Here is a 22527-nt window from a genome sequence, read left to right as displayed (position 1 = left end):
AAGAGGCCTTGCATGGCAGGCATCAATTAACCGTGCGCGGCGAAGCCGCCCGTGTGCAACGAGCTTGCCAGTGCCAAAAAAATTATTTCTGGCACGGGAAGCCTTCAGGCTTCACACTGGTGCTCCGCACACACGGCTTTAAAGAATAAGGACCACAGTTCTCTGTTACCCCAGCAAAACAACAACCGCTGCAGAATGCCATTTTTTCTGACAGTGAGCGGGCTTTGCCCGCCCGTGTGCAACGTAGTTGCCCGTGCCAAAAAATCTTTTCCCTTATTCTACCTGCGCTTCTATTCTTCCCCATGCTCCCTGCCCCATGCCCCATGCCCCACGCCCCTACTGCGTAACCAAGCTGCTGGACCCGCTGTTGGCCCAGACCATCTCTCCGGGCTCGTTATCACCAACAGTCATGCTGGAGACCATCTCGTGAACTTCCATGACAGTGTCTGCAATCTTTTCTTCAAAATAGGCGGAAGTCTGAGCCTGGCTGAGGTTGCTGCTCAAAAGGTAGACCACGTAACCGTTCAGGGATACACCCTGCCTGGAAGCCTCTTCAGCCAGCCTGGCATGCAGATCCCTGGGCAGGCGCAGCCTGAACTGTCCGCTGTACTCTTTTTTTTTGTCATGGGTCATATCTTTTGCTCCGCCTTTTAAGAAGTATGTAAGTATGGGGGTATGGGAGTATGCAAGTATGTAAGTGTAAGAGTTTTAGACTTACTCCCATACGTCCCCTCACGTCCATCACCAGAATGGTACCAGATATGGAACCAATGTCAACAAAAATATCTCACGCCCGGGCCGAAGCGGCCCTTGAGCCGCAGAGCAAGGCTTGAGGAAGAGAAGACAAGAGGAAAAGGTATAATATCCATATCCACCGAGCCGGTGTATATGAATAACAAGCTCCCCGCCTGGTGCGGCAGACCCTTTTTCATTACTGCAACTCGCAGGAATGAAAAATAAAGACTTCTCTCTTCTCCCAAGCTCTGTGGCTCAAGCGATCCCGCTTTTAGCGGGAGAGCGGGTGAGAGATAAAAAGACTTCTTCTCTCCAACCTATAATCCCGATCAGGAATATTTGCTTGCAATTCAAACCTTCATAGGCTAATTCGACCCGATCAGGATTATTTTGATCTTAAAGTGCTCGTGACAAACAATTTATACCCCATGGGGATGGCCGAGAAACCTCATGACCCAACCAGTTGAAGATACCAGGAAGATTGGCCGGATAATATCCGAAAAACGAAAAGCTGACGGACTGACTCAGGCCCGGCTGGCCGCACTTTCCGGAGTGGGAGTGCGTTTCGTGGGGGAGTTGGAAAGAGGAAAGCCTACGGCCCGTCTGGACAAGTTGTTTAAAGTCCTGGATGGCCTTGGCCTTTATCTGGCTGTAAAGAAAAGAGGCGAATAGGCCATGGATGAGTCTTTGCTGGTCTATTTTAATGAAACCTTGACGGGAAAACTATGGCTGGGCGAAAACAGGACGTACCATTTCAGATACTTCCCTGAATGGCTCCGGGATCCTCACTCCATACCCCTGTCTGTATCTCTTCCGCTGCAGGATGTAACAAACTCCGGCGATGCAGTGAAATTTTTCTTTGCCAATATCCTGCCTGAAGGCTCTGTCAGGGACAGGGTTGCGGCAAAGCTTGGCCTGTCTACAGAAAATATTTTCAGCCTGCTCAGGGAACTGGGAGGTGATTGTGCCGGAGCGATCAGCCTGTACCCCGAGGGGGCTCTGCTGCCGGAAAGACAAAAAGCCTACCGGAAGTTGAGTGCCCTGGAACTGGAAAAAATTGCTGCCGACCTTCCAAAACGTCCTCTGCTGGCAGGCGAAGATGGCTTACGACTTTCCCTGGCAGGAGCCCAGGACAAGCTTCCCCTTCGCTTTGACGGCAAATCCTTTTACCTTCCTGTAGGTGGAGCGCCAAGCACTCACATTTTTAAACCTTCCATCCCCCATTTGAAACGTACGGTTTTTAATGAGGCTTTCTGCATGGCTCTTGCGAGAGCGTCCGGGCTTCCTGCTCCTGAGTGTACTGTCTTAAATTTAGGCAGTAACCATGCTCTGCTGGTAGCCCGGTATGATCGCCTGGTGGACTATGAGGAAATCCGCAGAGTGCATCAGGAGGATTTCTGTCAGGCACTTGGCCAATCGCCCGAGATCAAGTATGAGGCTGAAGGGGGGCCGGGCCTGAAAGACTGTTCAGATCTTTTGCGCAGACACAGTGCTTCTCCTGCCAGAGACCTGATGCTTCTTTTAAGATGGACTCTTTTTAATGTCCTGCTGGGCAATGCGGACGCTCACGCTAAAAACCTTTCCCTTCTCTATGACCAGGGAAAGGCGCCAAGGCTCGCCCCGTTCTACGACTTGATTTCAACCCTTATGTACCAGGAACTGAGCCGGAAGCTGGCCATGAAAATCGGAGGAGAGAACAGGCCGGAATGGTTGATGAACAGGCATTGGTGCAGAATGGCCGAAGAACTTGATCTTAAACCAAAGTTCGTCCTGGATGAACTCGGTCTTTTTTGTCAGGCCGTCCGGGAGGCTGTCGATCCGGCACTTGAAGGGTTTGCCGAACATTCATCTGCACATACTTTTCTGGGCAAACTGGCTGGTGCTGTGAAAGACAGAACCGAGCGGAACATGAAGGAAATAAACTGAACATATCAAACCGTTCAAAGTGAAGACTTTTTCTCGCCATGGAGAGCAGGGAGGTTCAGAGAGGGGAAGAAAAGAGAAGGATTATCTCACGCCCGGGGTTGAAGCGGCCCTAGAGACGCCCCGGTGAAACACCCTGGAAGGTTTACCCGGTTAACTCTCTTCCAGTTAACTGGGGGACCCGGTTTCACCCCAGTGTATTGGAAGAAGATACACGGGGCAGGCTGGGCAGGCAGAGCAAGGCACCAGCAAGAGATTTAATATTCATATCCCCCGAGTTGGGGGCTATGAATAACATGCCCCCCGCTGGGGCGGCAGATCCTTTTTCATTACTGCAACTCGCAGGAATGAAAAATTGACCCTCTCTTCTCTCTGCGCTCTCTGCGCCTCTAGCGAGTCTTCGAGCGGGCGAGAGGCAAAAAAGAACATCTCACGCCCGTCACGCCAGGGCTTTGAAATGTGGTGTACTTGCGGACGTGAGAGCAATTGAGAGTCACTTTCATTAAAAAAGACTTTAATAGGTTGTAAAAATGGTTATATTGTGAAATCATGGGAATGTTCAACTATGCTTATAATCAGGGCTTAAACAGCATCCGTTGAAAACAAGCATGTTCCAAGATACAGGAGGAATTGACATGGAAACCAGAACACTATCCTTTGAATTGCCTGTGGGCATATTTTCTGCTCTGCGCAAGACACCTCATGAGCTTCAGAGGGATATGCGGATTGCAGCAGCAGCAAAATGGTATGAAATGGGCCATGTTTCTCAGGAAAAGGCAGCAGAGATAGCCGGGTTGTGCCGTGAGGATTTTTTGATGGAGCTGTCCAAATTCAATGTTTCTCCGTTTCAGTATACATCCTCTGAAGTTCTTCAAGAAGCCGGTTATGAATAGCATTCTTATTCTCAACGCCTCACCGCTTATTTTGCTGGGAAAAGCTGATCTTTTGCGGATAGTAGGGCCTTTGGCTGATTTCTGGATCATACCTGAGAGTGTGGTTGCGGAAGTAGAGAGGAAAAGATCCATCGGCCAGTATATTGCTGAACTCGAAATCAGCTCAAAGACGTCGCAGGAATCTATCGATGAGATTAATCCCCATGTTGCAGCCTGGGATCTTGGCCAGGGTGAAAGCGAGGTTTTGAGTCTGGCATTGCAAAAAGGGGTGGGGGCTAAAGTTGTTCTTGATGACCTGCAGGCCCGGAAGTGTGCGAAACTCTTTGATATTGGATTGATCGGCTCAGTGGGGTTGCTGGTCATGGCCAAACGATTGGGAGTGATAGATGCTGTTAAGCCCGAGATCAACAAACTAAGAGAAGTCGGCCTTCGAGTTGATCCTGATTTTTTGGCAACAATATACCAAAAAATTTCTGAATAACCTCCAGGAAGAAAAGATTTAATATCCATATCCACCGAGCCGGTGTATAAGAATAACAGGCTCCCCGCCCGGGGTGGCAGACCTTTTTCATTGCTGCAACTCGCAGGAATGAAAAAATGACCTCTCTTCTCCGCGATCTCTGCCTGTCACGCCCTGGCGTGATAAAATGCGCAAGCACCTCGGAGAGGATTTAACTGGGCGCTTCAAGCTCGCCCGGCCTGCCCCGTAAAACCGGAGTCCCCCCCTGGGGTGTTTTACTGGGGTTAAATAGACCTGCGGTCTACGGCTACGCCGTATTTAACTGGGCGAGTCTTCGAGTTTACCCCGTTGAATTGCTCGTAGAGCAACCCTGAAAGGTATTCAACTGGGGCGGACGAGAGATAAAACTGTCTTACGTCTTGGATCAAACAGGCAGTCAGCATGGCGTTGAGCCTTTTCCAAGCTGCGCATGGTTTGAACCGAATGAGCTATAAAAAAGCTTGTAAACTCTGCCTGGTGGATTGTACATGCAAAGACATGCCAAGCAGTCTGCAGCACCAGGAACCTCTAAAACCCTTTGATCAGTACCTGTGGATTATCGAAGGGCCGTTTTATTACCTGGATAAGTATGCCCTTCAGGCGGGACTGGGACCTGACAGCGCCATACCGATTATCTTCAGGGTGCACCAGGATCCCTTTGATCAGGCCTGGCTCACTTATCCGGGCATCAAGTGCCGCCGCCCTGAAAACTGGCTTAAAGTCCTGGCGCTTATGTACGTCAACCATGTAAACTTCAGGCTTTATCAGGGTGAGGGCAGGGAAGAAAGTCCTTACAGTCTGACACTGTTAAGACCGTCTATACATGAAGATCTTCGGGTGATCCTGGGCCTGGCCGCCCAGAAAAAGGCCAGCGAGCTGCAGAAACTGGAAAATCTCCTGGAGCGGGCCTTCAGCAAGCTGCATGATATGGGATGATGCTTGACAGAACCTGTATTTTGCTGTTTATGTAAAAATTGACAATTCGGGAAGGACAAGCATGACACGAGCAGCTTCCATAATAAATCTATACGACAGCCTTCTGGCAGCAGAGGACGAAAGGGCCAGGGCCCGGATTATAGCTGAGGCCTTTGAGAGCCTGGAGGACCGCTATCCTGAACTGAAGGACCTGGCTACTGCCAGTGGCCTGCGCGAGACCGAGCTGCGCCTGCAAAAAGAAATTGAACAGACCCGCCTGCGTATCGAAGAGGTCCGCTCAGAGCTTATCAGGGAGATTGAGAAGCTGCGTTCCGAAACCAGCAAAGAAATCTCAGCCGGCAATCAGAAAATTATTCGCTGGACCACCGGTCTCCTCTTCGCCCAGCTTGTAGCCATTATCGCCGTGATTATCGGGGTTGGATTCATGTAAAAATAGTCCCAGCAGTTCATCCCCCATCAGTGAGCGGGCCCTGCCCGCCCGTGTGAGGCCCCATGCCTCCCGTGCCAAAAAATCTTCCTCTTCCCCACGCTCCACGCCCCATGCCTGCCCCGTGAAACAGCCCAAAGGGCTCCCTGTCGTAGACAGGGGTTTCACCGGGGCCCCATGCCCCACGCCCTATGCCCCACGCCCCATGCTCCATGCTCAAACCAGCCCCACCAGCAAAAAAAGCAGCATCAGATAAAGCATGAACCTGCGGTTGGGGGTCTGGTCCCTGCGCAGATACGCCTTGAGCATCAAGAAAAGAGGAATGGACTGCACAAAGCTTAAAACCAGAAACCTGCGTATCTGCTCATCTATGCCTAAGGAATAGTGCAGGAGTACAGGAGAGACTACGGCAGCGCCCAGAAGCAGTATCTCGAAGCAGCCGGGCACCAGCACCCGCAGCCTGACGGTATCCAGCACCCGCAGCAGGGTCCAGAGTCCGGCAAGACCGGCCAGGGACCACATATACGGCTCAAACCAGGCACTGTGGGCAAAGCCTGCATTGTAAACAAGCAGCAGGGAATAGATTCCGAAAAACATGAGCCCGTGCCCTATGGGCACATGTTTTGACCCTCCCCTCCATGGGTAGTAAAAGCCGGTGAACAAAAGGATGAAGGCAACGTAGTACAAAAGTCCGGGACCAGAACCCTGCATCATTACGGCCGGCAAGGCGCACCCGCCCCAGATCAGGATGAAAATCTTTTTTCTCTGTCTGAAGTTTGCAATCATTAGCGGCTGCAGTTTTTCCTGCAGGCCTGTCCTCGGTGCGTATGTTTTTTTCGGCGCAGAAGTCCTTCTTTCCCAGAACCACAGTCCACCGTAAAAAAGAGAATAGAATCCCAGCAATGAGTAGAACTGGACCCATTCCGGCCAGGGCCTGATCAGCCAGGCACTTATTCCCATAAAGAACATTAGGCAATAAACAAGACTTACTGTAACATTATGGCTTATACCCAGATCCATGAGCCTGTGATGCAGGTGCAGCCTGTCAGGTTTGAATGGATTGTTTCCATTAACCAGTCGTCTGGTCATGACGTAAAGGGTGTCCCATATGGGCAGGCTAAGGATTATCAGTGCGGTAACAGGCTCGTATTCCTGTACCCCGGTAATCTCCCCCTGGGTCAGGACTACTGCGGCCGCAGCCAGGGTAAAGCCCAGGAACATGCTCCCGGAATCTCCCATGAACAGCCTGGCCGGGTGCACGTTGTAGCGCAGAAATCCCAGGAGAGTTCCGAAAAGGCCGGTGAGTATCAATAGATAGATCCAGCTTTCCTGGGCATAGGCAAAGGGGATGAAGAACAGGCAGGCGATGCCGGCCAGCCCTGCAGCCAGGCCGTCCAGGCCGTCGGACATGTTGAAGGCGTTAATCACCCCCACCATGGCGAAGACGGTGAGCAAAGGCGCTGCCCAGCCGGGTTCAATGGGGCCGAACCCCAGAATATCGCCCAGGTTGTGCAGCTGCATACCGCCAAGATATACGAATGCAGTTACGGCCAGGGCCTGAGCCGCGAACTTGACCCGGCTGGACAGCCGGAATTTATCATCAGCCACGCCGGCTGATATGATCACTGCGGCTCCAGCCCAGTAAGCCCCGAGCTGGCTGTTCCATTTGAGCAAAAGAGTCAGGGTAAAAAAAAGGGCCCCGGCCATGGCCAGTCCGCCTGCTCTGCTTACACACCGGGCATGCGATTTTCTGCCTCCAGGGCTGTCAGTCAGTCCGAGCCTCCAGGCCGCCCTGTCAAAAAGCGGGGTCAGGAACAGCGCCATAAGCAGGGAAACAAAAAAAACCAGGCCCAGGATAACCATTTCCTGGACCTGGTGGTCGCTAAGGGTCATATTGAAGGTCTCATCCAGGTTTGAATCAGGGTCGGGGTTCTAAAAAAGATGACCTTATTGTTATTAAAATACCGCATTCCTCTGCCTTGCAGGGCAGGACAGGGAATCGCCTTTCCGTAATTTTTAGTTGAGATTTTGCAAACGCTCATGATTCCCGTTTGTTCCGGAAAAAAATATAGGCATCCTGCAAGGTGATGCTGGATCTAGTCAGTATAGCATTCACCTCATTATCGGTGGTTAACCAGAACAGCCTTTATGTCTTCAATATATTTTTTTATCACAATATTTTCGTCGTATTCTTTCTCCATTTTTTTGCGCCCGCGGATGCCCATGGCCAGTCTTTTTTCAGGTCCCATATCAATGATCAGTTGCATTTTGGCAGCCAGGTCCATGGCATCCATTGGTCGGCAGAGAAAACCGTTTATTCCGTTTTCAACAGGTTCCCTGGTTCCGACGGAATCGGCCGCGATCAAAGGCTTGCCCATGCTCGCCGCTTCCAGAAGAGAGCGAGGGGTTCCCTCTCTGTAGTAAGAAGGTAAAACAACACAGTCTGTCCTGGCAATGAATAAACGTACATCTTCCTGCCGTCCCACCCATTTCAGGATGCCTTCAGCCTCCCATTCCCGGATTCTCTTCTCCGGAACGGCCCCGGGGTTATTATCATCCACGAATCCCAGAAGCATGAATTCAACATCTGGATACTTTGCCTTGATCGCCCTGGCAGCCTCAGCATATTCTCCGATTCCCTTATCCCATATCAGCCTGGCAATGAGGAGAAAAACAACATTGTCTTCAGGTGCCTGAAAAAGGTATTCCTGTCCTTCATGCAAAGGCTGATTACTATTGTCATTTGATTGCCTGCATGTTAGCTTACCATGAACCCCTGAATCCCCCAATTCTGGATTGAATTTTTCCAGATCCACACCGGAACCGGGCAGCAATTCTGCCTGTTCCGGTCTTGCCATGCCGCAACGGATAAACATATCCAGGTCATCTTTGTTCTGGAAAAAAATTTTTACTGCTGATCGCTGTGAAAATCTGTACATGACTCTGGCCATACTGCATAACCAGCCATTGCCGGCAAATGCAGTTCCCAGCCCGCCAATATTGTTGATGTACGGTATCCCAAGCATTTTCGCGACCAGAGAACCGTAAATGTTGGGTTTCGGGGTGAAGTGCAGAACTGCAGCAGGGCGTAGTAAGGAGTAAATGCGCACGTACTGGTATATGGCTTTGATTTCAACCAGAGGATTAATGCTCTTGCTTAGCAAATTTATAGGCAGTATGCGGCAGCCTTCCTGCACCAGCCTGGACAAGTATTCGTCCTCAGGCGCGACTACTGCCACCTCAAATCCCTGATTTATCAGCTCCCTGATCATTCGGAGGCGGAAGTTGAAAATATACCAGGAGGTATTGGCGGAAATAACAATTAAATTTGATTGTAACCACTTCATTTATATTTATTTTCCAGTATTATTGAAGACAAAACGTGCTTAAGAGTATACAATCATTATTCAATCAATTCGCACACTGTTTTCCAGTAGCGTTTAGCCCACTCCCTGTGGGAAAAGAATGCGTCTGCGTCTTTTTGTGCCTTAAGGCTCATCTGTTTAATTAACTCCTGATGAGATATGCTCTTGACAATAGCTTTTTTCCATCCGTAGGCATTGTTGTCATGAACCAGCCATCCATTGACTCCATCCTTTATAATTTCCGGTATGCCCCCCACTGGAGCGGCAAGAACCGGTAGCCCAATGTACATCGCTTCCTGGACAGAGTTGGGCACTCCTTCATCCTGAGAGGGCAAAGCAAATATATCAACATCTGACATAATTTCTCCGATGTCGTTCCGCCATCCTAGAAGCAGGCAGCGTGCATTGGGAGGCGATTTTTTTATCAGGTCTTGAATATTTTTTTCGTATGCCCGGTCCTTGACACGGCCGCATAAAATCAGGGTTAAACTGTATTGAGGACAGGCAGCGGCAGCCTGCTGAACCGCATGAACCAGGGTCAGCTGGTTTTTGCGGGGAAAAATTGTTGCGGCGGTCAATATAGTGAGGTGATTCTTTTGGCTTCTGTAGCCGGTATCGCGCTTTTCACGGTAAGAACGTAAAGGTTCGCTGTCTATTCCGGGCAAAATGGATGCGAAGGATTTTTTTCTCAAAATGCTCCGAGAAAGCAGTCCGAGGTCTTTTCGGGTTTTCTTGTATTGAGCAGTTACCAATCTGCTCAGCAGTATTGCGTATGCTGTGAGCAGGCGTACCGGCATGCGGTATGTGGCAACATAATCCAGATCACATATAATTTTGCTTCCGGCAGCACGAGCGCCGATACCCATATACAGCGGTCCTTTCGGGGCTCTGAGTATAACTGCCGAAAGGTGTTCCTGCCTGACTATGCGATAAGCGAACAAATTGCTGCGGACAAGATCAGCAGTACAACGGAATAACAAAAGCGGATTTTTTTTAAGTTTTTTCAGGGAAATGTTTTCCCGAATTGTTCCAGGAGGAATTTTCAGACAATGCGCACCGCTTTCTTCAAACTCAAGATTCCACACTCCCTTTGTGGAGACAATCGGACAAACAGACACTCCCATATCAGCCAACCCTTTAACCAGATTGGCCAGCCTTCGGGGTTCACCTGTTTTATCCGCAGCATGGACCATGTAAACACCAATTTTTGGCAAAACAACTATATCCCGGTGTATTGATTAGTGGCTTACTCCTGAAGCCCTGTCATAAAATACAATAACCACGCGAACCACGCTAAGAAGCGTGGCAGGACGCGTGGCAGGCCTTAGACAGGATTAACAGGATTAACAGGATTGACAGGATAAGCAATCAGCGGCCGGATGCCGCAGATTGCATTAGCCATCGCCAAAGGCGAGTGATTACCTTTTGGCCTGGCTTCCGGCCAGGACAAAAATGTTTTTCTCTTAATCAATCTCTTAATCCTGCTAATCCTGTCAAAAAACTCTTTTATTTATTGGGTTGCGGGCATAGCCCGCCATAGTGAAAGCGGTTGTCATGTCCTGCTCCGACAATAGACAACTAATTGTCATCCAAGAGTTTTCTGGCTTCAAGATAACCCTTCGGACTGCCTACATCCAGTATTTTGGTTTTGACCTTCAACCCGTAAATCTGGTGACCTTGTTCTGCAAGCAGGCAGTGAACATCCCTGTCTCTGACCTCTTTGTCTTCTTTTTTCTGCAAGAGAACACTGCATGCATCCAGAAAAGTGGGAGAAGCAACATATACTCCAGCGGTTCGCAGTCCGGCCGAAAAATGCCTTGTTTCCATCCTGGGCTCAAGCAGATATACTTCATCAAATGCATGTTCCATGCTCATGGGCTGTGAACTGGGATGATTTTCACATTTTCCTGCGGCCACCAGGGAGACTAGGTCCGAGCCAAGTTCAATATAGCCCTTTCGCAGCGAGTTGGTCACCAGACCCTGACTGTTCAGTATAATATTATCCGGATAGTGCACGATAAACGGACGGTGCTCAACGATTTCACCAGCTGCTAGAATCGCGCCGCATTCACCGTTCATTGTCTGTTGGTGGAAAAAATGAAGATCCAGACTCTCTCTCAGCCAGGACAGCTTTTTACTGTGTATAATATAATCACCGATCTCCTCCTTCCCCTTACGAAGGACTATGCCTACAACCCGTATTCCTGCGGCTGCGGCTTCTTCCAGAGCGTACTGGATTGCGGGCTTGCCTCCAACATCAAGAAGCTCCTTGCTTTTTCCTCTGGTGAACTCCTGCATCCTGGTGCCGAATCCAGCTGCAGGGATGATCATGGTATCCACAATAAACAATCACTCACCTGATATTTTTCATTCGCAATTCTCGTCTCCAGCGAAGAAAAGGTCCCAGGATGCCGAATCTCAGCCATGCTCCAAAGCGGGTGCGGGCAAAGCGCTTGATCTTGTGCAGAATAAAACCCCGCAGCGTAATATCCCTGCCTTCAAAAGACTCTTCCATCAATCCGGTGGATAATAACAGAAGGGGACGCAGTTTGGGAGGAACATGAGGCAGATAGGCCCGGCAGACCCGGACATGGCCGGCCCTGGGGTTGAAGTGCAGGGTGCGTAGGCGCGCTGACATCTGTCTCGCCCAGTAAAGAGCTTCGGGAACAATGGTCAGCCTGCAGCCGCTGAGAACCGCCCGGGCAAAAAATTCTTGATCATCCTTGCCCACGGCATAGTCTTCAGTATTCCCGCCCAGTTCCAGGAATACAGACCTGCGGACCAGAGCGTTGCTGTCTCCAAAGGAATTGCGAAAGATGCCGTAGGAGAGGTCATCTCCTATCTGAATAATCCTTCTGGATGCAGTGGCATCTGAGGCTGGCGGGGTGTCCCCTTCAAAAGCGTCGGACAGGGCAGTCACAATGTCGGCAGGCATATGTTCGGCAACTCTGATCATGGTTTCCAGGGCGTGAGGTTTTAGAATGTTGTCGTCGTCCAGAAAATACAGATACCGGCCGCGAGCCTCCATGGCTGCAGTATTTCTCGCTGCTCCCAGAAAGCGGTTCTGCTGCCGTATGATGTTCCATCCTTTTTCCTGGAACCTGGCCTTGAGCTCTTCTAATTTCTGGATGGACTCCTTCTTCAGGCTGCCGTCATCAACAAGCACCACCTCTAGATTGGTATAAACTTGATTTTCAACCGATGCCAGGGCCTGTTCCAGCAGGTGAGGTCGTTCGAAATGCATGAGACATACGGTAACCAGAGGGGGCTCGCCTTGTTCTTCGGTGCTTGTTTTCGGTTCACCGGGGCTGATCCATGATGCAGGAAGGTCTCCCTCGCTCTGCACCCGGGCATAACATGCCCTGCCTTTGAGTACTTCACGGATGTGCCTGGCGATGGCATCGGGCAGAGGCGCGCAGGTAGAATGTTTTGCTGTTTCTTCGTCCAGAAGATCTCGGGCCTTGTGTTGATCCGCTGCCACAAGCGGCAGCCCGGCCGCAGCCAGGTCCATCAACTGGTAAATGTTCCATTCGTCAATAACCGGGAACACGCATAAGGTATCCGGGTTCTCGCTCAACAGGCGTACCAGCGATCTGCGGTCCGGCACGGATCTGACAACAGTCTGCTCACTCCGGCCTGAAAGCAGGGCCTTTGCATAGGAGGCCAAATCTTTTTGATAGTCATCTGGAACAGCAAATTCCACGGCGAATGAAGCAGAGGTCCCTGGAAAACCGCGGTTCAGGGCTTTGCAGAACAAGGCTGTTCCCCGCCTGGAAACCCCGGGCAGACAGAGCACCCGGCGGAATTCCCCGGACTGCACCCCCTGGAATTGCTCTCTGGCTGCTTTGGAATCATGAGGTATAGGGCAGTGTTCAACCTGGCCCGGCCTGAGATTAATCCCGGCCTCCAGAAGTCTGCGCAGGCCGTAACGGCCGGTCACGGGTACGGTATCGGCCATCTCAAGACTGCTCGATTCCATGTATATTCTGGGCAGGGAGAGCACATTGTTGAGATTCTGATATTCATCCAGACATTTTTGCAAAAGAGCATCTGCTGGATGCACAACGAATCTTGTCTTTGCAAAGGCGATGCCCTGTTGTCTGGCCCGAAGACAAAGGCTGAGAACGCCTAAATTATCAGGGCCGTGCACAGCGTCAAAGTCGCGTTTCTTGAGCCATTCATAGAGCCGATACGCCATGCTGGCGGTCCTGGCCAAGGGGCCATATGAGGGAGGAACATCAGGCTCTTCCACTTGTTCATATACGATTGATCCCTGTGGCCAAAGGGATTCAACTGCAATGCGTGTATTGTCGTTTCGCTGTTCATTCGCTAGATCCAGCAGGACCGGCTTCGCCCCGTTCCGGACCAAACGGGAAACAAGCTCGGCCGTATACCTTGAAACGAACTCATATCCGGAAGTTTTGAGGGAAAAGTTGACCACAACGGCTACAGAAGCTTTCCGGGTATCTTCTGGTCCAGCAGGCATGGGCTTGGCAAAAGGCCAGATATTTTTCATCTGTTCCAGGGTCTGCGGGTAAAGGCTTTTACGCCGACGAAGGGCCAGTATTTCCCGCTCAGGAGTCTCTTCTTCAGAGCTCTGATTTTTTAAGTCATTGACGTCAGAACGTAACATATTTTACATCCTTTAATTCTGTGCCGGCAAAACCCCATAGCCAAATTCATATGCTCTATCCATTAAGGAATTTTTCCAAACCTGTTTACATCTTGTTGCAGGAAAACATTGTTTGCATAGCCTGAATACGAGCTCATGCAGTTCCCTACCGCTTGGTAAGGCTGTCTTTCAGCCATCCGTCGAACAATTTTTCAGCAAAGGAATAAAGTTCGTAGTCCAGTTTATTAATCTCCCGACCGAGTTCAACAAGTGCTGAGTCGTACTCTCGGGGCCTGTTTCCACCGGTGTTGCGCTGCTGGGCTTGGGGCACTTTTTTCCAGCCCAAAGCTTGAGCGATCAACTTCACACTTTCCTGGTAGCGCTCCACAAACCCTAAGCAGATGTAATCTTTCTGGAGCCTGCTTTTGACTGCTTCAAGGTGCTCTCTAGTAATCAGATTTTCCCCCGTCCGGATTTCGTCATCACTTAGAAATCTTATCAGGGGATTATTATTCTTCCTGATAAATTCCTCCGGTCCCATCACGGATCTATTTTTCATCTTTCTCAGGTTTTCTTCAAATTCACCTGGCTGGTTATAAGCTTTCCTTTGCTGCACCTGTGGATCAGTCCTTTTGTAATACCTGGAGAGCACTACATTAGTGGGATCGCGCAAGACCGTAAAATATTGATACGGGCGGTTAACACAGTTCTGCCCTATTCCGCAGGGTACATGTCCACCAAGTACATCGTAACCAAAGGGCTCGCTCTTAAGAAGCTTTGCAACCGCCTCCCTTGTCCCGGCAGGGCCTTTTCCTGATATGCGTTTGACCCTTTCACCGTAAACAGATCGGAAAATTTGCCACATGGAAGTTCCACCGGCCCGGGGAATATGGGTGAATATTATCAAAGGGTTTTCAGAAAAAAGATGTTTTTGTTTCATTTATCATCTCTTGTCAGGGCGTGATCGGGAAAAAGGCTTTTAGCATTTACCTCATAAAGGCACTCTCAAAGAGTCGCTGAACAAAGGCCTGTCAACTGCCGACTGTCCGTGACAGTTTCATAACAGATGAGTATTTACTTTCCTGCTGGAATCAATTTTGTCAGCAATTTCTTGCCCCTTCTCAGCATCAAACCGGTATTACCGGGCAGATATCCAAGCAACACTCCCAGATATTCTATTCCTTGGGGGCGGTAACCAAAACGGACAAAGTCTTTGGCATACAAGCGTGCCAGCCTGAATCTATTAAATGGATTAAGAAGTGCTTCTGGCTCTGCTTTGAACGATTTGACGTTTTGACGTTTTACCGGAAAAACTGGAAGGTTGAGCTTATTTCTGACATAGTTGAAATCAGTGTCAAATGTTTCCAGGTGGCCTATGAAATTATATTTAATAATATTCGGGTAAAGGTTATGAACTTGAGGACGCCAGTGAGGGTTTAACTTTTCAGGTTTTTGGGAGGTGATTGCTTTGACAAATTCATCAAAGGATACTGGTTTTTCAAGTTCATCCGGGTTGTTCCCAAGTAGGGCAAGTATTTCTTTTTTTTGGAATCTGTTGCCAGCAATTTTGTCTCCATAAGCTGAGACCACCCTTTTTAAAGGGTGCCTTACAAACGTAAAAACAAAATAGTTCCCATTGAACAGTCTTTCAAGATTATCATTAGTCAGGTTGCCAGGATCATCAAAGGGCAGGTGTTTTCTTTTATGCAGACTTACAGGTGTGAATTCGGGGTTGTTTGTCATGCACCTAGCCAGATACAGCTTTATTGAGGAACAGGCTGCCTTGGGGTTTGAAATATAAATGTACCCATCCTTTATTGAAGGATGAATTATGTTTTTGAGCCTTTTGGTGCCCAGTTTGTATTTCAAGTAAGCTAGTGACATCCGGGATCCCTTTAAGATCTGATTTGGCGTAAACGCTCACTGAAAAGCTGTTCAGCATAGGAATAAAGTTCGTAATCCAGGGCATTGACCTGCCGGCCCAACTCAATAAGTTTGGGGTCATGCACGTCGGGTCTGTTCCCGCCTGTATTACATTGTTCAGCCATAGGGATGGCTTCCCACCTCAAAGATCTTGATATGAGCTCCATGCTTTCCTGGTAGCGTTCCACAAGCCCGAAACAGACATATTCGTGCTTTAATCTGATTTTTGCTAATTCCAAGTGGTCCCTGGTGACCTGAGTTTCATTATCTTCATCTATGCCTAGTATAAAACGCAATAACAAATGGTTGCTGTTTTGTAGCAGTTCTTCAGGAGAGCTTACTATCTTTTTAATCTTTCTGAGGTTATCTTCATAATCTCCTGGATCTCTTTTTGCTTTTCTTTCCTGGACTTCAGGCTGTAACAGCTTATAGTATCGTGATAATAGAGCATGAGTAGGATCACGCAAGACTGTAAAATATTGATAAGGACGATCAGTGCAGTTTTCTCCAACACCATACCGCACATGTCCTCCCACTACATCATAGTCATGAGGACTTTCTTTTAGAATCTGTGCTGTGATTTCTCTAGTTTTAAGCAGGCCATGGCCCTTTATTCTTTTGACGCGCTTGCCATACACCCTACGAAAGGTTTTCCACATAGATGTGCCACCTGCTCTGGGTATATGTGTAAATATAATTAAAGGTGAATACATTAGTAGCTCCTGAATTCAGAATCAGCATCCAATTTCTTCTTGTGCCATTTCAACGTTTTTTTGGCTGCATATACGGAAACAGCCGAAAATAAAGACGGTCTCTTCTAAGTACGAAATCGATGTCTTCAGGGCTGAAATACTCGGGCCAAGTCTGTTTCAACTCCCCTCTTCCCCCTTTTTTGGGCAAGATGGGTTGAGCATTCAGAAACAAAGTCAGGTAGTTTTCCCTGACACCATATGTTTTTAGCAAGTTATATAAATCCTGGCTTAGATTTTCTGTTCTTAAGAAGTGAAACTCTTTAAACTTTTCCTTGAGTTCCTGATCAGTTAATGCATCAAACGTTTCCAGCAATTTCATGGGATCATAGCTGCTCAATCGGATAAATTCCCGGGAGTTATAGCCTAGTTCACGGTTAGTTAATATCTGGGCCCTGTTCTTGCTTTCGTTCAGCCGTAGATGCCACTGGTTGAACATGCGTAAGAAATCCGAAAAGCTCAGATCAGGGAACCCGGGGTATTCTCTTTCTACCTTGTCCAGATCGAAGATATTTTTTGCGCGATTTGGCTCTGCCCACCAGCGAAAAGTATAGCGTGAAACATAATGCTCAAAGACATTTCTGACATTGATTACAATAGGGAGTCTTTGGAATTCTGGAGGTATTGTTCTGACTCCGGCATGTTTGGGTACAGGGACTTCCAGTATGTTCAGGTCGTCTGTTTCAAAGGCTATGTTGCGCAGCATCTCTGTGACAAATGTGCCTCCAGTCTTGGGGTGGTGAATGTATACAAAGTCGTTATTGACAATAAGCATAAACTAAAATCCTGTTAATAATTCATATTGCAGACTTTTCCAGAAACTTTTAACTCAGTTACGGTTGAGTACAGTTTTTAAACCATTCCCAGGTTAGTTTGAGACCTTGCGTTAATTCAGTTTTGGGATGATATCGTAGTGCTTTCTCAGCTTTTGAGATATCGCAGTATGTAGTGTGTATCTCTCCTTCCCGAAAACCATGGTATCTGACTTTAATATCTCTATATTCGCCAACAACGTCCTGCATAATCTCAATGAGTTGATTGATACTGGTTGGAATTCCCGTCCCTAACTGGTAGACACCTTCAGCTCCTATATTTAGAGACGAATAAATACCTTGGCATATATCATCTACATAAACATAGTCACGTATCTGGGTACCGTCACCATAAACATCGATTGGTTTATCTGCAAGAATCCTTTTAAAAAAGGCAGCCACCACGCTGCCTTTATGGTAAGATCTAGGACCATATACATTAGAGAAGCGCAATGAAGAAGCCTTGACTCCGTATGAACCACTAAAGGCCGAGCAGTAACCCTCAATAGACAATTTGGATGCACCGTAAGGAGAAATGGGCTCGGGTATCATGTTTTCATGTACAGGAGGAGAGACCTCTCCAAGGATTGCTCCGCCTGTTGAAGCATTAACAAGTAAGGGCACGCTGTGATTCCGAACAGCATTAAGTACATTGAAGGTCCCTAATACATTGATCTGAAAATTTTTGACTGGATCAGCAATGGAATCCAGCACCCTGGTATCGGCGGCTAGATGAACAACCGCATCTGCTCCATAAAGTACCCTGTCAACAAGATCGCTGTCTCTGATGTCTCCAGAAAAGAATTCCAGGCCTTCAAATTCTTTTAAGTACTCTTTTCTTCCCAATGACTCGTTGTCCAAAACGGATATTTTGAGATGAGACTTGTTTTTTTTAAGGTAATCGATCGTATTGAGACCGATAAATCCACAACCGCCGGTAATAACTACCTTGTCCATTGCAATTAAGCGCTCCCTTGTTTTTCTTGATCAGGCTTGCCGTCAAGAGTATTTACAAATTTGCCCTCTAGTCTGTTGCTGGATTCAACAATAGACTGCATGGCTTGATATATGTAACGTAAGTGCTTAGAATACTTTTTTCCTTCCTTGGTACTTAGATCGAAAATGTTGTTATATAACTTGTATTGGCTCTGCACTATATGATCATTAAAAAGTTTACTTTTTGAGAAATTGGCCAGCTTTCTGAAGTCTCTTCCAGTAAGCTCGGCTATTCGGTTCAACATTATTATTTCACTTTGTTTTTCTGTCTCTTCTGTTGTAAGCAACCCCTCGAACTCAAGGTCCTCTCTGACGATTTCTTGCAATTTTAATATATCTTTACTGTTATGAATAAAAAAAAGTTTATCAGTATTCCTGATGAAGTTGTGTGTGTAAGTACGTGTAGTAAAAAAACCGACTTCTGGATAGGCTTTTATTTTTCCGCATGCTGCATCGTGAAGCCCCACCATGAAATCGTAAAAGCCTATAGGAGCAAGTTGCTTAAGGCGTTTAAACCTCTTTAGGAGATGTCTTCGTCTGGTCACTGCATAGGTAGTGGCAAAGGACCATTTAGAATAAATTTTCATTCTTTGCCATGCTTCAGCACATTCTACCGGGCGAACCACCGCAAGTCTGGAGCGGATGACCTCGTCCTTTTTAAGATTCAAAACTACACGTGCTCCCATTGCAGTAGAAAAGTCCGGGTTCTTTTTAAGAAATTTTTCTCCTTTGAACATTAATTCCATATTTGGATAATCATCATCTGCTCCAAAGACTATATATTCTTCAGGTTCGGAATTCAGTGCATCCAGGCAGCGATCGATAAAGCCAGTCTCTTGTGAATAAGTTTTATAATTCACACTCAATCCAGACTGCATCTTCTCAACTGAGGACATGTTGGAAGCCTTATAACACTCATCACTGCCATCTGCTATCACAACTCGGGTATCCGGGTAAAAGCGTGCTAAGTAGTTAAGCACCCAGGATAATGATGCTGGCCGATTTTTTGTCGGTATAAAAAGTATGGGCATTATAACAACACAAGGTTAAATAAGTTGCCTGTCCAAATTTGAATGTGCATCCATCCAGCCATTTAATTCGCCAACCTCATGTTTTTTTAAGTTCAAATTCTGTCTGGTTTGAACATTTGCCGCTCGTTCATCAGTATCTTCATCAGCAACTTGGAGGCACAAGTATTTTTTTGCAGGTCAGTTGATAAAGCGGTTATTCCATCGGGTCTTCTTCATCTTCTTCCTCGATCACCCTGGCGTTAGCGATCCAGGCGCTGAGTTTTTCATGATTCATCCTGGCCCATTCAAGGGACATTACGGCCCTGGCCCTGTCTGTTCGCATGGCCAGCAATCCTTTTTCCCCGCAGTGCCCGAAATTTTCCTGCATATTATATCTGATCAGGACAAACCGAGAAGAAGCCCTCTTCCACCAGAGCCGCAAATATTCGTCTTCAGCTTTTTGAACTACTTGATATTCAACAAGAAAAATATCCTTGCCGGATTTTATACCCTGTTCCAGCAACAGGTGGCTGCGCAAAACAGGAGGTAGTTTGTTCCATGTATGTTCGTCAAGAGGAGAGTCAAAGTCAATATCTGCCACGGCAGATTTCAGCGGAGCTGTAACAATACCTTCCAGAATTCTTTGTATTTCATTCGTAGAAATGTACTCATCACAGCCCAGCAGCTCCCTAAGGCTGCCTCCAGGGCGACTTTTTGTCGCATCTGGAATGCAGGCTATGGCTCCCAAAATTTTGTTCCTGTCAACGCCTTTGGGCCAACCCAGTGCATCTCCCCAAGCATAGATATTGTAACGTGTAAATGGTACAGGAGACAATACACCTAAGGTATCGCCTCTTTTAAAGTCTATACTTTTGAGGTCACCCGGGGTGTTCCGAGCGCTACGTGTGATTTTCAGCACGTCCTGGTTCAGCCTTGTCTCCATTGGTTTGCTGCTCAGCAGTTCGTACATTTTGCGTGCACGGGGGTAGTGCCGGGCAAAGCCGGTAATAGTGCCCAGCAACCCGCGCAGGGAGGTCATCCCCACCCTGGCAAAAATTATGTAACCGACTACCAAGGCCCAGCTGATCTGTCCAGCCAAGGCGCTGATCCCGAGGTAAAGAACAATGATCATGGCCATTACAGCTATGAGCATATCACTGACCATCTGGGATTTGGGTTGAGCCATAACCCTGGTAATAAATCTATTGGGGTATTCCCTTATCACTTCACTGGAATAGGCTCTTGCCAGTGCTTCTTCTTCACTCCTGGATACCCTGGGAGCCAAGGAAAGGCTCTCCAGGATATCGCAGATGCCTCTTTGCATTCGTTTCTGGGCTTTCCCTAGAAGTTTCTGGTTCTGGGCTGCAGTATAGTTGATAAGGTATTGGATGAGCAGGCTGGGCAAAGCCAGCACAGCTATTACGGCCGTCAGAAACGGGTCTATGTACATCAGTGCCGCCAGACATATTATCATAAGGAGAAGAGGCTGAAATAGTTGCAGGAGGGGGCGAATGGACCTGGCGATTACAATCACGCCTCTAGATCTCGCGTATATCTCCTTGGGGTAGGCACCGGCGATTGGATTTATATTCCGGGAGGGACGTCCGGCTGGAAGTGTCAGCACCTGCTGGGAGAGATTCAGGGCAAATTCTACAGCAAGCTTGATATTAATACGATTGGCCAAAAAAACCACAATCCCGCCGGAGAGCAGCAATGTACCGATGAGCAAAACCATAAGCGCAAAACCACTTGGCTCGCGAGGCTGCAGGGCAAAGTCTATCTGGTTAAAAGTAAAAGGAGTGTCGCTCTCCAGCATGCTGGCAAAATAGACCAACAGTGTCAGAGATGCACCTTTGAGAAGGGTTCCGGACACATTGGTGGCTATAGCCAAAGCAGCAGTGTATGGGCGAAAGTGAAACACCGACCTGTACAACCAGATGACGGTCTGCGCGTAACGTTTGGCTTGCGCAGGTAGATCCCGGCGTCCGACAAGCCAGCTGCCTAAGGTTTTTAAGGGCATGATCTGGATGCTTGCTTCATCACTAACAACTAACCATTATATATAAATATAAGGACATCAGGTAGGAGAAGTGGTAAAATCATTTCGGCTATAAAGTTAAACAGAAGCGATTCAATTAACTGTTCTGTTTTCGGTTGCTGATCTGCCCTCTCTGTCTACTTCCATATCCTCGCACCAGCAGGAGGTACAAGGTATCTTGCTCATGTCACATCGATACTTGTATTTATCTACAATATACATTACTTCGTCCATCAGTCCGTTTTTTAACTTCACGGGACTAAGTCCTAAATTTAAAAATTTATCATTCTTGACTTTTAGTTCATTAGCCGTGGCTTCTTTTCTGGGGTTATTGTAGTATCGGATCTCAGCACCGGTGTTTTGGGAAACCAGTTCAGCCAAGTATCCTACTGAGTGGGTTTCCGTGGCCTGATTGAATATCTCTACGCTTGAGCCGAAGTCTGGAGGATTTTCTATTGCCATTTTGATACACTGCACTGTATCCTTGATGTGGATGAAGGCTCTGGTTTGTCCCCCTGTACCATGCACGGTTAGAGGGTGTCCCACAGCTGCCTGCACAAGAAATCTGTTCAGCACAGTGCCATAGTCTCCATCATAATCAAAGCGGTTGATCAGCGTCTCGTCCATTCTCGTCTCGTCTGTCTCAGTCCCCCAGACAACTCCCTGATGCAGGTCAGTTACCCTTAGTCCGTCGTTTTTGTTGTAAAAGTAGAATAGTAATGCATCCTGGGTTTTGGTCATGTGGTAAATGCTGCCTGGACTGGGGGGGTACATGATGTCCAGTTCTTTTTCCCCTTCTCTGGTCTCCACTTTTACCTTTAGATAACCTTCCGGGATTTTGAGCCCAGCTGTCTGATAACCGTAAACCCCCATAGTACCCAGGTGAACAACATGTGTGTCCAGCTTGGATTCCACGATTGCCGCCAGCAGGTTGTTGGTTCCGTTGAGGTTGTTGTCCACGGTATATCGCTTATGGTATGAAGATTTCATGGAGTATGGAGCCGCCCGCTGTTCTGCGAAATGAACCACGGTGTCCGGCTCGAATTCCTTGAGCAGGGTCAGCAGGCGGTGATAGTTGCGGGAAATATCGAAATTGTAAAAGTCAATATCTTTACCGGTCAATTCCTTCCAGCGATCAATTCTTTTAAAGATACTGGAGATTGGGGTCAGGGAATCGCATCCCAGCTCAATATCGATCATGCGTCGGGACATGTTGTCGACTATGGTCACTTCATACCCCTGTTGGGAGAGGTAAAGAGAGGTGGGCCAGCCGCAGAATCCGTCTCCACCAAGAATTAAGACTCTTTTTTTCATGATTGATGTCCGGTTTAAGGTTAACACCTTGCTTGCCCTGCTCTTTACCTATTTAAGGAAGAGTTCTGTGGCGCAGATGACAAATTTAAATAAATATAAAAATTTATAAAGTTATCAGTTGATTGTCAATGGTTGAACAATATATAGAAATAATTTATAGGAATTTCCATTGAGTGCAGCAAGACAGGTGGAGGTAAAAAAAACAAAATAAATCCAAGTGGTTGTACTTGAACCTTTTGTTTTTTTAAATTGATTAACGCTACAGCGAAACTTATTTACCTCCGGGGACTGGCTC

20 protein-coding genes are annotated in these 22527 nt (G+C 47.7%); 6 read left to right on the top strand and 14 right to left on the bottom strand.

The genetic code is table 11. The features are described 5' to 3' along the window. Positions 1–336 precede the first annotated feature (336 nt). Positions 337–633, bottom strand: coding sequence for a toxin-antitoxin system HicB family antitoxin (locus DTHIO_RS06690; RefSeq protein WP_008869567.1), 297 nt, complete (start codon positions 631–633; stop codon positions 337–339). A 552-nt stretch (positions 634–1185) separates the two neighbouring features. Between DTHIO_RS06690 and DTHIO_RS06685 the strand changes: the two genes are divergently transcribed. The 6 genes from DTHIO_RS06685 (at position 1186) to DTHIO_RS06660 (ending at position 5416) form a co-directional block, all read left to right on the top strand. Next, entirely contained in the window at positions 1186–1407 is a 222-nt protein-coding gene (locus tag DTHIO_RS06685) for a helix-turn-helix transcriptional regulator (RefSeq protein WP_008869565.1), read from the top strand. Between the two features lie 3 nt (positions 1408–1410). After that, positions 1411–2661 carry a type II toxin-antitoxin system HipA family toxin gene (locus DTHIO_RS06680; RefSeq protein WP_008869564.1) on the top strand — a complete coding sequence of 417 codons (1251 nt, stop codon included), beginning with the start codon at positions 1411–1413 and terminating at the stop codon, positions 2659–2661. A 632-nt stretch (positions 2662–3293) separates the two neighbouring features. Next, on the top strand, positions 3294–3551 hold the full coding sequence (locus DTHIO_RS06675) for a UPF0175 family protein (protein WP_008869563.1): 258 nt from the start codon (positions 3294–3296) through the stop codon (positions 3549–3551). Further along, a complete protein-coding gene (locus DTHIO_RS06670) occupies positions 3493–4032 on the top strand; it encodes a PIN domain-containing protein (protein ID WP_492207315.1) in 540 nt (179 codons plus the stop codon). Before DTHIO_RS06675 ends, DTHIO_RS06670 begins: the two co-directional genes overlap by 59 nt. 516 nt (positions 4033–4548) lie before the next feature. Beyond that, positions 4549–4986: a hypothetical protein gene (locus DTHIO_RS06665; RefSeq protein WP_144311477.1), complete on the top strand. Its 438-nt coding sequence runs from the start codon at positions 4549–4551 to the stop codon at positions 4984–4986. 61 nt (positions 4987–5047) lie between these two features. Next, positions 5048–5416, top strand: a complete 369-nt coding sequence (locus DTHIO_RS06660) for a hypothetical protein (RefSeq protein WP_008869560.1) — start codon at positions 5048–5050, stop codon at positions 5414–5416. Positions 5417–5629: 213 nt separating this feature from the next. Here the strand turns inward: DTHIO_RS06660 and DTHIO_RS19625 are convergent, their stop codons facing one another. The 13 genes from DTHIO_RS19625 to DTHIO_RS06590 all read right to left on the bottom strand — a co-directional run bounded on the left by DTHIO_RS19625 (position 5630) and on the right by DTHIO_RS06590 (position 22232). Next, entirely contained in the window at positions 5630–7306 is a 1677-nt protein-coding gene (locus DTHIO_RS19625) for an MraY family glycosyltransferase (protein WP_008869559.1), read from the bottom strand. A 227-nt stretch (positions 7307–7533) separates the two neighbouring features. Further along, positions 7534–8760: a glycosyltransferase family 4 protein gene (locus tag DTHIO_RS06645; RefSeq protein ID WP_008869558.1), complete on the bottom strand. Its 1227-nt coding sequence runs from the start codon at positions 8758–8760 to the stop codon at positions 7534–7536. 56 nt (positions 8761–8816) lie between these two features. Next, a complete protein-coding gene (locus DTHIO_RS06640) occupies positions 8817–9992 on the bottom strand; it encodes a glycosyltransferase family 4 protein (RefSeq protein ID WP_008869557.1) in 1176 nt (391 codons plus the stop codon). Positions 9993–10356: 364 nt separating this feature from the next. Continuing rightward, positions 10357–11118: a sugar phosphate nucleotidyltransferase gene (locus tag DTHIO_RS06635; RefSeq protein ID WP_244156358.1), complete on the bottom strand. Its 762-nt coding sequence runs from the start codon at positions 11116–11118 to the stop codon at positions 10357–10359. A gap of 13 nt (positions 11119–11131) precedes the next feature. Continuing rightward, entirely contained in the window at positions 11132–13411 is a 2280-nt protein-coding gene (locus DTHIO_RS06630; protein ID WP_008869555.1) for a glycosyltransferase, read from the bottom strand. Positions 13412–13556: 145 nt separating this feature from the next. After that, complete coding sequence (locus DTHIO_RS06625) at positions 13557–14330, bottom strand: sulfotransferase family 2 domain-containing protein (RefSeq protein WP_008869554.1); 774 nt, start codon at positions 14328–14330, stop codon at positions 13557–13559. Positions 14331–14464: 134 nt separating this feature from the next. Then, positions 14465–15259, bottom strand: a complete 795-nt coding sequence (locus DTHIO_RS19620) for a sulfotransferase family protein (RefSeq protein ID WP_161598643.1) — start codon at positions 15257–15259, stop codon at positions 14465–14467. A gap of 26 nt (positions 15260–15285) precedes the next feature. Then, positions 15286–15972, bottom strand: a complete 687-nt coding sequence (locus DTHIO_RS06615) for a sulfotransferase family protein (protein WP_244156336.1) — start codon at positions 15970–15972, stop codon at positions 15286–15288. A gap of 103 nt (positions 15973–16075) precedes the next feature. Further along, positions 16076–16837, bottom strand: coding sequence for a hypothetical protein (locus tag DTHIO_RS06610; protein ID WP_008869551.1), 762 nt, complete (start codon positions 16835–16837; stop codon positions 16076–16078). 58 nt (positions 16838–16895) lie between these two features. Beyond that, complete coding sequence (locus DTHIO_RS06605) at positions 16896–17831, bottom strand: NAD-dependent epimerase/dehydratase family protein (RefSeq protein WP_008869550.1); 936 nt, start codon at positions 17829–17831, stop codon at positions 16896–16898. Positions 17832–17836: 5 nt separating this feature from the next. After that, entirely contained in the window at positions 17837–18901 is a 1065-nt protein-coding gene (locus DTHIO_RS06600; protein WP_008869549.1) for a glycosyltransferase family 2 protein, read from the bottom strand. A gap of 193 nt (positions 18902–19094) precedes the next feature. Further along, positions 19095–20900, bottom strand: coding sequence for an ABC transporter ATP-binding protein (locus DTHIO_RS06595; RefSeq protein ID WP_008869548.1), 1806 nt, complete (start codon positions 20898–20900; stop codon positions 19095–19097). A 111-nt stretch (positions 20901–21011) separates the two neighbouring features. Then, a complete protein-coding gene (locus tag DTHIO_RS06590) occupies positions 21012–22232 on the bottom strand; it encodes an NAD-dependent epimerase/dehydratase family protein (protein ID WP_008869547.1) in 1221 nt (406 codons plus the stop codon). Positions 22233–22527: the final 295 nt, after the last annotated feature.

Origin of the sequence: Desulfonatronospira thiodismutans ASO3-1 (assembly GCF_000174435.1) — a bacterium.
Classification (GTDB): Bacteria; Desulfobacterota; Desulfovibrionia; order Desulfovibrionales; family Desulfonatronovibrionaceae; genus Desulfonatronospira; species Desulfonatronospira thiodismutans.
The sequence above is the reverse complement of the archived record's forward strand: the minus strand, read 5'-3'. Positions and strand labels throughout refer to the sequence as shown.